The organism is Neobacillus phoenicis (genome assembly GCF_047302305.1).
Classification (GTDB): Bacteria; Bacillota; Bacilli; order Bacillales; family Cytobacillaceae; genus Neobacillus.
In genome coordinates, this window is sequence record NZ_CP154847.1 from 5,325,127 (window position 1) to 5,340,596 (window position 15,470).

Sequence of the window (15,470 nt, forward strand, 5' to 3'; positions counted from 1 at the left end):
ACAGGAGGTTATACTTATGAATCTAGATGATATTATCATTGATCGTGAAAAAATGAAGGGTATTGTGCACACCACGCCCCTTGACTATTCCAAGACATTTAGCCGACTCTCACATAATGAAGTCTATTTAAAGCTGGAAAATCTTCAAAAAACAGGCTCCTTTAAAGTGAGGGGCTCTTATAATAAGCTGGCCTCCCTTTCAAAAGATGAATTAAAAAAGGGAGTCGTTGCCGCTTCTGCAGGAAACCATGCCCAAGGGGTTGCGTATTCAAGCCAAATGTTAGGCGTTCCTTGTAAAATTGTCATGCCCAAAGGCGCTCCTCTTAGTAAGATAGAAGCCACTAAGCAATATGGAGCCGAGGTTATTTTAGAAGGTGCGGTTTTTGATGATGCCCTTGCGTATGCAATACAACTGAAAGATCAACTGGATACTACATTTATTCATGCTTTTGATGATGAAGCAATTATTACTGGACAAGGAACCGTCGGATTAGAAATCCTTGAACAACTCCCAGAAGTTGAGGCCATTATTTGCCCTATTGGCGGCGGCGGACTTATAGCCGGGGTTGCGATGGCGGTGAAGGAGAAGAATCCTCATGTATCTGTTTATGGTGTTCAAACGGTCGCCTGTCCCAGCATGAAAGAGTCCATATTAGCGAATAAACCTGTAATGGTTCAGTCGTCACCCACGATGGCCGATGGAATTGCTGTTAAAAAACCAGGAGAGAAAACATTTGAAATTGTTCAAAAGTATGTAGATGATATTTATTGTGTCGATGAAATGGAAATTGCCCGAACGATGCTAATGCTTTTAGAAAGAAACAAGTTGCTTGTGGAAGGTTCAGGGGCTACTTCCCTTTCCTCCCTGCTTTTTGAAAAGGTAAAGCTGAAAGAGAAGAAAGTGGTTGCCATTTTAAGCGGCGGAAACGTGGATATGAGTTTTATCTCAAGAATCATCGAACGTGGTATGGTCGAGGCAGGCAGGTATGCTGATTTTACCATTACCTTAAAAGATAAACCTGGTGAGCTTCAAAGAGTACTAAGCACGATTACTGATCTCGACGCCAATGTTCACTCTGTTAATCTACATAGGATGGGGAAAAATATCTATCCTGGCTTTGCCCAAATCGAGATTTCGATAGAAACAAAAAATCACGAACATATTGAACAACTGTATAATGCTCTATTAGAAAAAAGCTACAATGTAGTAATGGGTCAATACTAACGGTTAGTCGCAATATAAAAAAGGAAGAACTAAGCATGATACTTAGCTCTTCCTTTCTTCTGTTTTTAGATCTTTTTCACAAACTCCGATTTTAATTTCATCGCACCAAAACCATCAATTTTGCAATCAATATCATGATCCCCATCAACCAAACGGATATTTTTAACTCTTGTCCCCATTTTTAAGACAGATGAGCTTCCTTTTACTTTCAAGTCCTTGATGACAGATATTGTATCACCATCATTTAGGGCATTTCCATTGGCATCTTTTACAATCTTTTGATCTTCACTATTCTCGGTTCCAGCGTCGCCGCTCCACTCATGAGCACATTCCGGGCAAACAAAGAGGCTTCCATCCTCGTAGGTGTATTCCGAATTACATGTTGGGCAATTTGGCAAATTAGCCATACTGTTATTTCCTCCATTCACCCTAGTTCAATACAAACATTAAACATATTAGGGCGTTTTTCATATGCTTATATATTGTCACAGTCTTCTACTATCGACAAGCCTACTCAATCATATCAAAAAACGTACCTACTTATGGGACAGTTCACAAAACAGACAGAAGCTCTCAAACGAATGAAAGCTTCTGTCTCTATTGAGTATACAAAAATTTAAAGAAACCTTCAGAACGTTACCAGGAAATTTCCTTTCGATCCCTAAAAAATAGTCCCGTTCGTCCAACATTTCCAGTCGCCAGCCATACCGCCGTATCTGCTCCCTCTGCTACTGAACGCGTAGCACCTGATCCACCCATCTCCGTGCGAACCCAGCCCGGGCACATGGAGTTGACCAAAACGCCTCTATCTCGTAATACATCTGCTAATTGAATCGTCAAAACGTTTAAAGCTGTTTTGGAGAGGGAATAAGAAGGATACAATCCACCCAAATCCTCTATGGCCCCCATTCCACTGGATACGTTCACAATCCTTCCATCTCCGCTTACTTGGAGTAATGGGACCAAAACCTGGGATAAACGTAGCGGTCCATAAACATTTGTTTCCATCGTTTTTCGAACCGTGTCTAAATCAATGTCAAGGATGCTATTCTTACCATCAATATATATTCCTGCGTTATTGATCAAAATATCAAGCGATCCAAACCGTTCCTTTATATCAAGAGCAAGCTTTTGAATACTCTCTTCATTCGTCACGTCTAGAGCATAAAAATGCACATCTAAACCTTCCTGCTTTAATTGTTTATATGCCGCTCGCCCTTTTTCTTCATTTCGTGCTGTCATGATAACTTTTACTCCGAGCTGCCCGAGCTGTTTAGAAATTTCTAGACCAATTCCTCTATTCGCACCTGTTACAATAGCAGTTTTTTGATTCATTTCACACATCAACCTCCACTCTTTAAAAATAGGCTGTGTAAAGAACATTGTTGATTTTTATACCCTGTTGAATGGAGCGGAAGACACGAAGACTCCTGTGGGAGTATGGTTCAGGGGAGACCCCGCAGGCGCTAGCACCGAGGAGGCTCGCCGAAACACCTACGAACCGCTCGCGTCTGGAACGCAAATCAACAGACATGTTTAACAAAGCCTAAAAATAATGCCACGAGGATAGCCATATTCCTCGTGACCTTTATACTTATCTTCGATGATTATCAATTAATGAAAGTGTTCCGCTATCCATTTATCGAAAGTTTACACATTTGGTATGCTAATTCCCAACAATTTGCTGCTTTTACCACATCATAAGATTCGTCACTTGATTTCGCTTCTTGGAAATTTACAAAGAATCGACCGTTTTTCCTAGCTAATTCAGGAGAAGATGCCATCCACGCTTCCATCTCCCCTGCACTTTTTAACGAAGTGGCTTGCGGAAGTCGTGAAACTATGTGTCTAAACACCCATTTTTGAATTCCTGCCTGATGTTCGGAAATAGATTCTGGCACAAAGCCTGGACACATGGCATTCACCGTTATGCCTGACTCACTCCATCTGCGATGAAGCTCATAGGTAAACCACATCATAGCAAGTTTGGAATTCTTATAAAACACCATCGGCTGATAATATTTTTCGCCTTGAAGATTATTAAAATCAAAATCCACTTCTGGACCAGGTTTACTTCCTGGGATGTGAAGGGAAGAAGAAACATTGACAATCCGTCCAATACCACTCTTTTTAAGGTGCTCGAGCAACAAATGTGTAAGTAAGAAAGGAGCTAGAAAATTAACGCCAAAACTTAATTCATGTCCATCTTCTGTTCGTATCATCTCTTTAGAAGCTGGCAAGACTCCTGCATTATTGATTAAAATATCTAAATGGTCGTATCGCTCTTTAAACCGTTGAATACCTTGACGAATAGAACTCATAGAAGCTAGGTCCATTAACAGAATATCTACATGTTTGTTTCCCGTTTTATCTTCAATCCACGCTTTTGTTTGAATTCCTTTCTCCCTGCTGCGGCACACTATAACAATAGTAGCCCCTGATTTAGCAACCTCTAACGCGGCAGATCTGCCAATTCCAGAAGTGGCTCCTGTAATCATAACTATTTTCCCTTGAAGTGTATGCATGACAATCCCTCCTCACCTCCTGAAATTAGGATTTTATAAAAAAATGAAATCCATATAATCCTCCGAATACATATCCACTTTTCGGTATTCATTAAAACATTTACTCTTTAAACCAGTTTAGCTTATCTTCTATGATTATCAATCGATGAAAATGTTTCCCCATGCAGTGCATTCAGCACCGGCTCAGATGCAAGGAACTCATGTGGAAAGCCCAACTCAATTTTGCTTACTTCATTTAATCGTTCAAGATGCTCTGGTTCCAGTTTAAACTGAATACTTTCCAAATTGTCCTTCATCTGCGATTCTTTACGCGCGCCCACAAGTGGAATCATAACGCCACTTTGCTGGCGAACCCAGTTGATAGCTACCTGTGCAGGACTACGCCCTATTTCATTTGCAATCTCTACTACTGATTCTGCTATTAAAATATTTTTATCCTTTAACCTAGCACTATTCGGTGAAAGTCTTTTCAGATCTGTATTATTATTTCTGTATTTGCCAGTCAGTGCTCCTCCTGCCATCGGCGCCCAAGCGGTTACGCCGATATCAAAGGCACGGGCCATTGGCAAAAGATCCCGTTCTGGTGCACGCTGCATCAAATTATATTCGACCTGAAGACTAATAAATGGTGTCCATCCTCTTAAGGAAGCTAAGGTATTCGCTTGTGACACAATCCAGGCAGGAGTATCTGAAATTCCTACATATAATACTTTTCCAGCACGGACCAAATCATCTAACGCTCGCATTACTTCTTCAACTGGGGTAAGGAAATCCCATGCATGTAGCCACAATAGATCAATATAATCCGTTTTTAGCCTTTTCAAGCTTGCTTCAACCGATTGAACAAGATTTTTTCTGTGATTCCCACCGCCGTTTGGATCCTGCCTGCGAGTCGTTAAGGAATACTTCGTTGCCACCACATACTGCTCTCGCTTCGATTGGATAAATTCTCCTAAATAAGCTTCACTTGTTCCATTTGTATAGTTAACAGCCGTATCAATAAAGTTCCCGCCTGCTTCTGTAAAGGCATTGAAAATCTTTTGGCTTTCTTCTTTAGAAGCACCAAAGCCCCAGTCTTCTCCAAACGTCATCGTTCCTAAAGCCAATTCAGACACACGTAAGCCACTTTTGCCGAGTAATTTGTATCTCATATCTTTCTCCTTTTATCATTTAAGATGTAAAAATTATTTTAGTAATTCTGGCCTTAAAAGGCTCATGCTTATATCCCATAATTTTTTTGCTGACCTCTCGTCATCAGCTTCAGCAGTTGTTTTTGCTGGTTTACAATTAGAGAAAAACTTTCCGCTGACGCCTTTAACTTCAGATGATGAAGCTAAATAAACAGGAGTTTTTGCTCCTTTTTCCGTACTTGCAGACGTTAATTTGAAAATGCTCCTTAAAATCCACGGCAATTGATGCATAATGTTCGTTTTAATAATGCCGGGATGAAGGCTATTAACCGTAATTGGTTTTCCTTCAAGCTTTTTAGCCAATTCTTTTGTAAAAAGAATCAATGCTAGCTTAGTAGGACCCACCGCTTTAAAAAAGGTATAATCATTTTTCGTCATTAAATCATCAAAATTCATTTTTATTCCATTGTGTTTAGACGCCACATTAATGATCCTGCCTTCTCCACTAGCTTCTAGTGAATCAAGCAAAAGATGGGTTAATAAAAAGTGCGATAAATAGTTTGTCGCAAAGGTGGTTTCAATGCCGTCTTCTGTCTCGGATCTTTTAGGGAGGAATACTGCTGCATTATTAATCAGAACATCTAGCTTGTTAAACTTTTCTTTAAACTGATCTGCTGCTTGACGGACCTTCTGCTGGGAAGCAAGGTCTGCAATAAGTAAATGAACATGGTGGTTTCCACTTTGTGCAATAATGTCTTTTACGGCCTCCTGCCCTTTTTCCCTGCTGCGGCACAAGATCACAACAGTCGCTCCCATTTTTGCTAATTCAAGAGCAGTCGCTTTCCCAATTCCTGAATTTCCACCTGTAATTAAACAAATTTTATTCTTCATATTTTTTCCCCTTAGCGATTATTTTCTATGATTATCGATATTTGCATACATTTGTTGTTGTCCGCCAGCCAAGAAATCATGTGGAAATCCTAACGGAACCTTACTGACGTCATTTAGACGTTGCATATGCTCCTGACTAAGTTCAAATTCCAAGCAGCCCAGATTATCCTTTAATTGAGTTTCTGTTCTAGCCCCAATGATTGGAATAATCACACCACGGTCTTGCTGTTGTCTAACCCAGTTTAGGGCAACCTGTGCTGAACTTCTACCAATCTCCTCTGCAACCTTGTCTACTTCTCTTGCAATTTGAAGGTTTCTCTCATTAAGGAATTGATTATGCAGAGGGTTTGGAATATGCAGTCGTTTTTGATCATTGCTATTTTTAGTATATTTTCCTGAAAGAAGTCCCTGTCCTAAAGGTGACCAAACCGTAACGCCAATATCAGATTGCTTAGCCATTGGAAGCAGCTCTCTTTCAACCGTCCGTTCAATTAAGCTGTACTGTATTTGTAAACCAATAAACGGCGACCAGCCTCGAAGCTTTGCAATCGCATTTGCTTCTGACACAACCCACGCAGGTGCATCGGATATTCCAACATATAATACTTTTCCAGAGCGAACTAGGTCATCCATTGCTCTCATTACTTCTTCGACAGGGGTCAAGATATCCCAAAAATGAAGCCAAAGTACATCAATATAATCTGTGTTCAGTCTTTTTAAACTCGCTTCTACAGATTGGACAAGATTCTTCCGATGGGCTCCACCCGCATTAGGATCTGCAGGATTTAAGAAATTTAATGAGTATTTTGTTGCAAGTACCATCTCTTCACGACGGGATGCGATAAATTCACCAACAAATTTCTCACTTGTTCCGTTCAAATATATATTGGCTGTATCAATAAAGTTTCCTCCAGCTTCAACATAGGCTTCGAATACTTTTCGGCTTTCTTCTTTGGATGCACCGTAAGGGCCCCAATCTTCACCAAATGTCATCGTTCCTAATGCAAGTTCTGAAACTCTTAATCCGGTGTTTCCAAGTAATTTGTATCTCATGTTTTCTCCTCCTTAGGAATCTCACATTTTTTTGTAGCTTTTATAATTAATTCATTTAAGCCAGTTTCGTCATTTTTGCACTTACTTCCCAAAGCTTTGCTGACGTTATTTCGTCGTACGAAATTGGATTTGAATTTACCGGTTTTTTCTTTACAAAGTATTTCCCGCTTATGCCATCCACTTCTGGCGATGAAGCTAAAAATACAGAAGTTTCCGCTCCTTTATCAGGTGGAAGCATAAAAGGTTTCATTAAAGTCCCGAAGACTTTGAAAAACAACGATTCAGTATTTCCAAAATTCGTCCTTACCACACCGGGATGTAAACAGTTAACGGTCACTCTAGTACCTTGTAAGAGCCGTTCTAGTTCATAAGTAAACAATACATTGGCCAGTTTAGACTGATTATAGGCTTTTATGCCGCTATATTTCTTCCGTCCATCCAAATCATCGAATTCAATTTTCCCCATACTCTGGGCACTCGAACTAACGTTGACGATCCGTGCAGGAGCACTTGCCTTCAGTAAATCAAGTAGTAAGTTGGTCAATAAAAAAGCAGCCAGATGATTAATAGCGAATGTGCTTTCAATTCCATCTGTAGTGAATTCCTGCTTCCACTTCATGACCCCTGCGTTATTTACAAGAACATCTAAACGTGTATATTTTTGTTTAAATCGATCAGCTAATTGACGAATCGATTGTTGTGAAGATAAATCTGCAAGCAGTAACTCAATGTTTTCGTTTTTGGAAATTGATTTAATTTCTTTTAATGCGGCCTCCCCACGTACTTGATCAAAAGAGACCATGACTACTGTCGCTCCCATTTTTGCTAAAGCAATTGCAGTAGCTTTTCCAATTCCTTGGCTGGCGCCAGTGACTAAACATACCTTTCCATACATATCTTCCACAGCCTATTTCTTCTTTATTTTTCATTCTATTTCTGAGTCTCTGCACCGATATGTTACAAATAGATCTTCTTCATATATTGGAGCTCTCTCATAGTTGTTTGTACATACAATTTATTTTTTAAAAATTTTTTTATTCTTTATAAATACCAGATTATTTCATAATTCGATATTCATTATCATTATCTCTGTATGAGTCGACAGCAACAGTAGGTCTTTTGTTTTCGAAAATACCATAGGAATTACCGCTAATATCCTTAAATGTGTAACAGGGTCCATTTGGTATACCAATTGGTCCACTTTCTTCCTTCCAGCCTCTATTTCTTAATTCCATCACTGTGGAATCTAAGTCCTTCACTTCATAAATTGGCATGCATGTCGGTGGGGTTAAATGATCTGCAATTAATATTAGTGGTCCTTCCCCTATTTCAAACGCCGCTACCTTTGCTCCAAATCGATCGAAAGCCCAATGTAATTTTCCCCCAAGCACTGATTTATAATAGTTTAAATCAGATTCGAAATCTGAAGTACCTATATATAAATACATCAATTTGTTAAACGGAATAGAACTCATTGTAGACACCACCCTTCATGATCATTTCATTTGTCTGACTTAATGATTCATACTATCATTTCATCGTTTGTTTGTACATACAATTATATTAAGGCAACAATTTTGAAAAATCAATCATTCTACATAATTATTTTTCCTTCATAAAACTACACTTTTAGCGATTTGTTTATTAATGTAAGTTTATTTGACAAATAATATGGATTGATATAATTTGTATGTACAAGCAAAACGTTAGGGGTTTTTATTATGATAGATGATTTTTTTAACAATTGCCTGTATTTCACAGTGAATAAGCTTTCTCGCGCCATTACAAAAATGGCTGAAGATTCCTTTAAAAAAACGGGTTTATCTCCTACTCATGCATTTTTGATGATGCTGGTTATTGATAAGCCTGGCATATCGCAGTCAGAGTTAGCAGATGCTCTACATCTAAAGCCTTCTACTATTACTCGCTTTGTCGATAAGCTCGTAGAAAAAGGATTGATTGAACGAAAAACAGAAGGCAAGAGATCGTTAAATTTTCCGACGAAAAACGGAGAAGCGATCCTTAAAGATATTAAGGAAGGCTGGAAAATTTTATTTCGAGCTTACTCTGATGTTTTAGGTGATGAAGAAGGAAAAGTACTAAATAAATTAATCAACGAAGCAGGCAACAAATTAGAAAAGTAATAAAAAAAATCCTTTGACGAATAATAAATAATATTCGGTTAAAGGATTTTTTTAATATAACACTGAAGAAAAAATAGTTGACCTTAACTTTTATTCGTGATAATTTGTATATGCAAATGAAAAAAGGACTGAATAAAATGAATGAAGAAGAACAAGTATTAATTCATTGCTTATATTTTACGTCCAGCCGTTTTGCACGTAACATGACAAAATTGGCTGAAAAAACATTCGATTTTGGCGAACTTGCTCCTTCTTATTTGTACATGATTATGATTGTTAAATTCCATCCGGAAATCACGCAAAAAGAGTTATGTCAAAAGTTGTCCATCGCACCTTCTACAAGTACCAGGTTTATTGATAAACTAGAAAAACAAAAGCTGGTGACAAGAAAAGTAAATGGCAAACAAACGTTTATTTCTTTAACGGAAGAAGGAGAAAAAGTTTACAATCAGTTTCGAGTTTCTTTAAAGGAATTGTTTACAGGCTATTCTCAGATTTTAGGACGCGAATTTAGTATGAATCTAAGCAAAATGCTTAACGAAGCGAGCAATAAGCTAGAAGAAGAAATATAAATTTTTTTAACCTTTCATTTGCATATACAAATAAGTAAAACTGGAGGTCAGATCATGGCAGAAAAAGTAATGCTCATTGTAGGTGCGGGACCAGGGATTAGCTTGAGCACCGCCCGGAAATTCGGTAGGGAAGGTTTTAAAGTAGCACTCATTGCCCGCAGTTTAAAGGCTTTACAGCAATATGAAGAAGACCTGAACAGAGAGGGAATAGAAGCAAAAGGGTTTCCTGGAGATGCATCCTCAGAAAATTCGTTAAAAGCAGCAATTGATTCCGTTATAAAAAGGTACGGAAAGGTCGATGTTCTGTTATACAATGCGGCTATATTAAAACCAGGCAAACCAACAGAATTAAGTGTAGATGACTTAATTCATGAATTTAAAATCAATGTCGCCGGTGCTCTTACTAGTGTTAAAGAAGTTGTACCACATATGGAAAAAGGAACGATTCTTTTGACAGGCGGCGGGCTTGCGCTTTATCCCAACGCTGATCTTGCTTCATTATCTATCGGAAAATCAGGTATACGCAGTTTAGCATACAGCTTGCACCAAGAATTGAGCCCTAAAGGTATTTATGTTGGAACATTAACGATTAAAGGGTTTGTACAAGAAGGAACATATTTCTCACCTGAAAACATTGCGAATACATTTTATAGCATGTATGAAAATCAAACTGATACAGAGATTATGTTTGAAGAAAAGTAAAAATTTTTGAACTTACATTTGTATGTACAAATGTAAAAACTTCTATGAATGAATCTATAAATGAAACTAAAACTAGAAAGAAAAATAAGGACAAAAGGAGACTTTACTAATGAAAACTCTTGTAATTATCACTCACCCTAATCTTGAACAATCTAGAATTAACCGCACTTGGATGGAGGAATTGAAAAAACACGAAGAAATTACGATTCATACTCTTTATCAAGCGTATCCGGACGGGAAAATAAACGTAGCACACGAACAAAGCCTATTAGAATCACATGACCGAATTATTCTTCAATTTCCATTCTACTGGTACAGCACGCCTTCTTTGTTAAAACAATGGCAAGATGAAGTACTCTCTTACGGTTGGGCATATGGCGAAGGTGGCGACAAGCTTCACGGCAAAGAACTAGGTCTTGCGATTTCAACTTTTGGTCCAGAAGATTCTTACCAGCCGACTGGCTACAATAATTTTACCATGGAGACCTTAACAACTCCTTTACAGCAAACAAGCAATCTCATTGGTGCAAAATTCATGCCATTATTTGTATTGAATGGTGTTATGCATGTCTCAGATGAAGAACTTGCAGCAAGTGCAAAAGCATATGTAAATCACGTTCTTCAGCCAACAAAGGTAGAAGCTTAATTTAAAAACTCAATGAAGGTATTCCTGTGTTTCTTTGGAATACCTTCATTTCATCGAACATTTAAACTATGTTGCGTGTACAAACAACTGTAGAACTAAATCAGAAAGGTGATCAGAATGAAAACTTTAGTCATTGTAGCTCATCCAAACTTGGAGCAATCGAGAGTAAATAAAACATGGATGAATCGTCTTCAACAAGAAGAAAATGTAATGGTTCACAATTTATATGCACATTACCCTACATTTGTGATTGATGTAGATAAAGAGCAACAGCTATTATTGGATCACGATCGCATTGTTCTACAATTTCCATTTTATTGGTATAGTTCTCCAGCATTATTAAAGCATTGGCAGGATGTGGTTTTAAAATACGGCTTTGCTTACGGTTCACAAGGAAACAAACTGCACGGAAAAGAGTTCATGCTGGCGATTTCATCAGGCGGACCAGCTGAAGCATATCAAGCAGGCGGTTATAACCACTATTCCATGAGTGAGTTAACTCGCCCTTTCCAAGCGACTGCAAACCTGTGCGGCATGCATTTCTTGCCCTCATTCCTATTACAAGGAATGATGTCACTAACCGAAGAAAGACTTCAAGAAAGCTCCGAAGCACTCGCTTCTTACGTAACCAATCCAAATTTACGCGCAGGTCGCTAAACGTACTTCGTAACATATCTAGTATTAAGAAATGAAATCATAGTCAGTAAATGTATAACGACTAAAGAGCAGAATCATCTTTTTTGGGGTCCTGCTTTTTAGTCGAGCTTCACTTATAAAAGGAGAGATTAAATAATAGTATGGAAACTACATCAATGCAAAAAATCCTTAATAAATTTTCTGTTATGGAAACTATTTCTAAATTCTCCTACTTTGCAGATCATCATGAATGGGTTAATTTAAAAAACCTATTCACTGATGAAATAACCATTGATTACACGTCTTTAGCAGGTGGAGACCCGGCCAAGCTTGATGCTGAATCCTTAGTAAAACATTGGGAGCCAGCTTTATCCAAATATAAAATGACCCAGCATGTCATTACCAACCATATAATTGAGTTACAAGAAGAATCCGCCGCAACATGTAAAGCATACTTTCAAGCATTTCATGAGCATCCGAATAAATATGGAGATCATAAATGGACATTGGGAGGGGAATATCATTTTTCTCTACTAAAAGTGAATGGAGTTTGGAAAATTGCAGGGATTACTATGACTGCTAAGTGGGGATCAGGGAATCAAAATCTTCTTGCTGATCATTGATCCATAATGTTGATAAGATTTAAATAAAAAAAGGCCTTATTAACATAATAAATGTTATTTAAGGCTTTTTCATATTTCTCAAACTCGTAAATTTTGTGGAGTCCTTATCTAAAACAAATAGTACAAAAACTTTATTTGGAGTTACACAAATTATTATAAAACTGCATTATTTGCCTTTTCTTTCCTAATGGTAGGAGGAGCAACGGTGATTCCCGTTGTTTCTTCAAAATTAAATAAGCTTGAAGGCAGGTCGGTAAAACGCTCTAATTCATTGTAAGCTGGAATACCATGGTAAGACATATCTAAGCCCTCGTCTTCTTCCTGCTCGGTTGCTCGGAAACCTACAGTCAATTGGCATACCTTTGCAATAAAAGCACCACCAATTAGGCCCCAAACAATAACAACTGCTGCACCTAGAAGCTGTACTTTTAAGAGGGAGAAATCACCAGTTGTTAATAATCCTTGTGACTTATCGAGCAATCCAACAGCAATGGTTCCAAACACACCACCGAATCCATGTACAGCCACAGCACCTACTGGATCATCTACTTTTACATAATCAACAAAAAGCGTGGCATAAATAACCATCAACCCACTTATAGCTCCTATTAAAATCGCACTCCACTCAGAAACATAAGCACAGCCAGCGGTTATCGATACCAAGCCAGCTAATACGCCATTTATCGTCATACTTGGGTCTGCTTTGCCAAACTTATTCATCGTTAGGAACAAAGCAGTCGAACCACCGCTTGCTGCGGCTAACATCGTGTTGATAGCAATAGGCGCTAGCGCGGAGCTTGACGCATCTAATGTACTCCCGGCATTAAAAGCAAACCAGCCGAACCATAAAATAAAGGCACCCGCTGAAGCTAATGGGATGTTACTAGGAGCAAACACATTCACACTGCCATCCGAATTAAATCTTCCCCTTCTTGCCCCTAGCAGTTTGGCCATTGCAAAAGCAGCAAACCCACCAACGGCATGAATGGCAGCCGAGCCCGCAAAATCCTTCATTCCTAACTTTGCTAACCAGCCATCGCTATTCCAAATCCAATGACCAGAGAGTGGATAAATAATCATGCTGATCAATGCGGCTGTAACCACATAGGCTTTAAAGTTCATCCGTTCAGCAAGTGCCCCTGAAATAATCGAGATACAAGCTACAGCAAACCCTATTTGAAAAAGAACAAATGCAACGCTTGGCAGCTCCATCGAAAGAGCGATTTTATCGGGACTTCCAAAAAGAGTCGTTCCTATAAATCCAAAGGTATCCTTACCAAACATAATTCCAAATCCGATCAACCAAAAGGCTAAGGCTCCAATGGTTAAGTCTACGAAAATTTTCATCGTCACATTCACTGCATTTTTCGTACGGACAAACCCGGCTTCTAATAAACTAAATCCACCTTCCATAAACAGCACCATTGCTGCAGCAAGGACGACCCAAACCGTATTGATATACATTAACTCCAAAAGATCACCCCTTTTCGCTCGCTAAGTCATCGATATCATAGTCAATTGTCCCTGTCCGAATATTGTAAGCTTCTAGAATAGGATATACGTATATTTTCCCATCTCCATCTACACCTGTCTGAGCAGCAGTAACAATAGTCTTAATGGTGGATTCCACCAAATATTCCGAAAGAACAATTTCCAATTTCACTTTTGGATGAAGGGTCACCTGATAATTTTTCCCCCGGTATACTCCTTGCGTATCTTTTTGTTTCCCCCTACCAACCACCTGAGAAACAGTAAATCCTGTAATTCCTATTTTCTTTAATCCTTTAATCGTATCCGTGAGCCTCTCCGGTCGAATGATTGCCTCAATCTTTTTCAAAGAAACAGCCCCTCATGTTATATTTCCTACCATCAATATGTAAAAATATATAACATGAATAAAGCAGTCGTCAATGTATTTTTATTCCAATCAAAAAATTCAGAAAACTATTCAAACGTTTGATTAGTTTTTTTCACATAAAAAGGAGTACCCATTATTTAACGGATCCTCCTTTCTTTCTAGTTCTTACTACTTGATTCAAGTATTTCTTTTATTTTTTTCAAGTCTTTACTATTTGCCTTTTTCATCATGGGAGCCATTATAGGTGCAAAGATTTTGGAAAAGCCAGTTGGATTTCCCTTGTTCCTTAATGTCCTTCGTGTTCGATTTCCTTCCAGAGCTTCCCACGTATAGGTGGTCTCCATTGGAGATGGACCCTGTGCGGTTCTCATCACCAGCCTTTTTTCCGGCTCAAGCTCTATAATTTCATATACATAGGCAAGTTCTCGCCCAAGAAATTGCGCCTTAAAGGCCACTCGTGAACCCACGGCTAATGGTTTCTCCGTTTTCCATTCAGCCGACCGAATATTAACATACCATTCGGGGGCATTGTCAGGATTCGCCGCATACCTTGAAACCTGGTCAACGGGACGGTCGATTATGATCTCTGTAAAACATCTTCCAAAATTTTACACCTCTCTGGACCTTCCTAAGGATTACCTCCCTTGAGAGTATTCCTTCCGAATAATCGCAATATTGTCCTTATGGCATTGCTTCGTAAAATTAGAAGGAAAAGCCATTTCTTTTTCTAAGGCTGTTAATGCCTCTGTTTCTTCTTTCGTCACAGCGCTGATCAATCGTTCGAGGTAACCTTGCGATAATTGAATCCGGCGTTGGATCTCTTCTTGACTTGTTGTCGTTTGACCATGACCTGGAACCAAAACAGAAACTCCATGGTTCATAAGAATCTGTTCTGCTTTTCGAAGAGTTTGTTCGTACGCTTTAGCACTGTGATAAATAAACGGCAATTCAAAATCTGAAAGATAATCCCCCGCAATCCATATTCCGAGCGGCTCGATCAATGTAAATAATCCATCATGCGTATGTCCCTTTGCAAGATAAAAGGTGAGAGTTGACTCTCCAATTACAAGCTGCTGCCCATCTTCACCAATCACCATATCCACTTCTGGAAAGGCAATCGGATAAGGCTGGTGTATGTAATAGTCATTATAGAACTGACCGATCATGCCTACCTTTTTCTCTTTATCAGGATGCTCTTGCATTCCTTTGCTTCCGATTACCCTTGCCCCTGGGAAAGCAAGGTACCCAATAACATGGTCAAAATCTCCGTGTGTAAATAGAAGGTATAGCTCTTTTTCCCCTTGAATGCTAGCAACATGTCTTTGGATTTCTTGAATTTCATGTGGCAACCAGTTTGGGTCTACCACCAAAACGAAATCCTTCGTATCAACAACTGTACAAGTCGTTTGGTAGAGTGCACTTTGGAACACCGTGACATGTTCATTTTGAAATTGAATCATAGTTT

The 15,470-nt window shown here is 38.8% G+C and carries 19 protein-coding genes; 7 read left to right on the forward strand and 12 right to left on the reverse strand.

Annotated elements, in window-relative coordinates; all coding sequences use genetic code 11:
• Positions 1-16: 16 nt before the first annotated feature.
• Positions 17-1,225: a threonine ammonia-lyase gene (gene ilvA / locus AA0X95_RS27115; RefSeq protein WP_413303913.1), complete on the forward strand. Its 1,209-nt coding sequence runs from the start codon at positions 17-19 to the stop codon at positions 1,223-1,225.
• Positions 1,226-1,290: 65 nt separating this feature from the next.
• Here the strand turns inward: ilvA and AA0X95_RS27120 are convergent, their stop codons facing one another.
• The 8 genes from AA0X95_RS27120 to AA0X95_RS27155 form a co-directional block, all read right to left on the reverse strand.
• Positions 1,291-1,632 (reverse strand): zinc ribbon domain-containing protein YjdM, encoded by a 342-nt coding sequence (locus tag AA0X95_RS27120; protein ID WP_413303915.1) that lies wholly within the window; start codon positions 1,630-1,632, stop codon positions 1,291-1,293.
• Between the two features lie 229 nt (positions 1,633-1,861).
• Positions 1,862-2,560 carry an SDR family oxidoreductase gene (locus tag AA0X95_RS27125; RefSeq protein ID WP_413303918.1) on the reverse strand — a complete coding sequence of 233 codons (699 nt, stop codon included), beginning with the start codon at positions 2,558-2,560 and terminating at the stop codon, positions 1,862-1,864.
• A 296-nt stretch (positions 2,561-2,856) separates the two neighbouring features.
• The gene (locus AA0X95_RS27130; protein WP_413303920.1) at positions 2,857-3,750 is read right to left on the reverse strand and encodes an SDR family NAD(P)-dependent oxidoreductase; all 894 of its coding nucleotides are present in this window, start codon (positions 3,748-3,750) and stop codon (positions 2,857-2,859) included.
• A 122-nt stretch (positions 3,751-3,872) separates the two neighbouring features.
• On the reverse strand, positions 3,873-4,901 hold the full coding sequence (locus AA0X95_RS27135) for an aldo/keto reductase (protein WP_413303922.1): 1,029 nt from the start codon (positions 4,899-4,901) through the stop codon (positions 3,873-3,875).
• Between the two features lie 33 nt (positions 4,902-4,934).
• The gene (locus tag AA0X95_RS27140; RefSeq protein WP_413303925.1) at positions 4,935-5,771 is read right to left on the reverse strand and encodes an SDR family oxidoreductase; all 837 of its coding nucleotides are present in this window, start codon (positions 5,769-5,771) and stop codon (positions 4,935-4,937) included.
• An 18-nt stretch (positions 5,772-5,789) separates the two neighbouring features.
• Entirely contained in the window at positions 5,790-6,824 is a 1,035-nt protein-coding gene (locus tag AA0X95_RS27145) for an aldo/keto reductase (RefSeq protein WP_413303927.1), read from the reverse strand.
• Between the two features lie 55 nt (positions 6,825-6,879).
• A complete protein-coding gene (locus tag AA0X95_RS27150; RefSeq protein ID WP_413310294.1) occupies positions 6,880-7,719 on the reverse strand; it encodes an SDR family oxidoreductase in 840 nt (279 codons plus the stop codon).
• A gap of 160 nt (positions 7,720-7,879) precedes the next feature.
• Positions 7,880-8,299: a VOC family protein gene (locus AA0X95_RS27155; RefSeq protein ID WP_413303930.1), complete on the reverse strand. Its 420-nt coding sequence runs from the start codon at positions 8,297-8,299 to the stop codon at positions 7,880-7,882.
• 246 nt (positions 8,300-8,545) lie between these two features.
• On the opposite strand from AA0X95_RS27155, the gene AA0X95_RS27160 reads away from it, so the two are divergent.
• From AA0X95_RS27160 to AA0X95_RS27185, 6 genes are all read left to right on the forward strand, one after another.
• Complete coding sequence (locus tag AA0X95_RS27160; RefSeq protein WP_413303932.1) at positions 8,546-8,968, forward strand: MarR family winged helix-turn-helix transcriptional regulator; 423 nt, start codon at positions 8,546-8,548, stop codon at positions 8,966-8,968.
• Positions 8,969-9,105: 137 nt separating this feature from the next.
• Positions 9,106-9,540 (forward strand): MarR family winged helix-turn-helix transcriptional regulator, encoded by a 435-nt coding sequence (locus AA0X95_RS27165; RefSeq protein ID WP_413303934.1) that lies wholly within the window; start codon positions 9,106-9,108, stop codon positions 9,538-9,540.
• A gap of 54 nt (positions 9,541-9,594) precedes the next feature.
• Complete coding sequence (locus tag AA0X95_RS27170) at positions 9,595-10,242, forward strand: SDR family oxidoreductase (RefSeq protein WP_413303936.1); 648 nt, start codon at positions 9,595-9,597, stop codon at positions 10,240-10,242.
• Positions 10,243-10,351: 109 nt separating this feature from the next.
• On the forward strand, positions 10,352-10,888 hold the full coding sequence (locus AA0X95_RS27175; RefSeq protein WP_413303939.1) for an NAD(P)H-dependent oxidoreductase: 537 nt from the start codon (positions 10,352-10,354) through the stop codon (positions 10,886-10,888).
• 117 nt (positions 10,889-11,005) lie between these two features.
• A complete protein-coding gene (locus AA0X95_RS27180) occupies positions 11,006-11,545 on the forward strand; it encodes an NAD(P)H-dependent oxidoreductase (protein WP_413303942.1) in 540 nt (179 codons plus the stop codon).
• 140 nt (positions 11,546-11,685) lie between these two features.
• Entirely contained in the window at positions 11,686-12,147 is a 462-nt protein-coding gene (locus tag AA0X95_RS27185; protein ID WP_413303944.1) for a nuclear transport factor 2 family protein, read from the forward strand.
• 153 nt (positions 12,148-12,300) lie between these two features.
• Here AA0X95_RS27185 and AA0X95_RS27190 read toward each other — a convergent pair whose 3' ends face one another.
• The 4 genes from AA0X95_RS27190 to AA0X95_RS27205 all read right to left on the reverse strand — a co-directional run bounded on the left by AA0X95_RS27190 (position 12,301) and on the right by AA0X95_RS27205 (position 15,465).
• Positions 12,301-13,620: an ammonium transporter gene (locus AA0X95_RS27190; RefSeq protein ID WP_413303947.1), complete on the reverse strand. Its 1,320-nt coding sequence runs from the start codon at positions 13,618-13,620 to the stop codon at positions 12,301-12,303.
• Between the two features lie 4 nt (positions 13,621-13,624).
• Positions 13,625-13,984: a P-II family nitrogen regulator gene (locus AA0X95_RS27195; protein WP_413303950.1), complete on the reverse strand. Its 360-nt coding sequence runs from the start codon at positions 13,982-13,984 to the stop codon at positions 13,625-13,627.
• A 179-nt stretch (positions 13,985-14,163) separates the two neighbouring features.
• Positions 14,164-14,589 (reverse strand): SRPBCC family protein, encoded by a 426-nt coding sequence (locus AA0X95_RS27200; RefSeq protein WP_413310296.1) that lies wholly within the window; start codon positions 14,587-14,589, stop codon positions 14,164-14,166.
• Between the two features lie 51 nt (positions 14,590-14,640).
• On the reverse strand, positions 14,641-15,465 hold the full coding sequence (locus AA0X95_RS27205; protein WP_413303953.1) for an MBL fold metallo-hydrolase: 825 nt from the start codon (positions 15,463-15,465) through the stop codon (positions 14,641-14,643).
• Positions 15,466-15,470 lie beyond the last annotated feature (5 nt).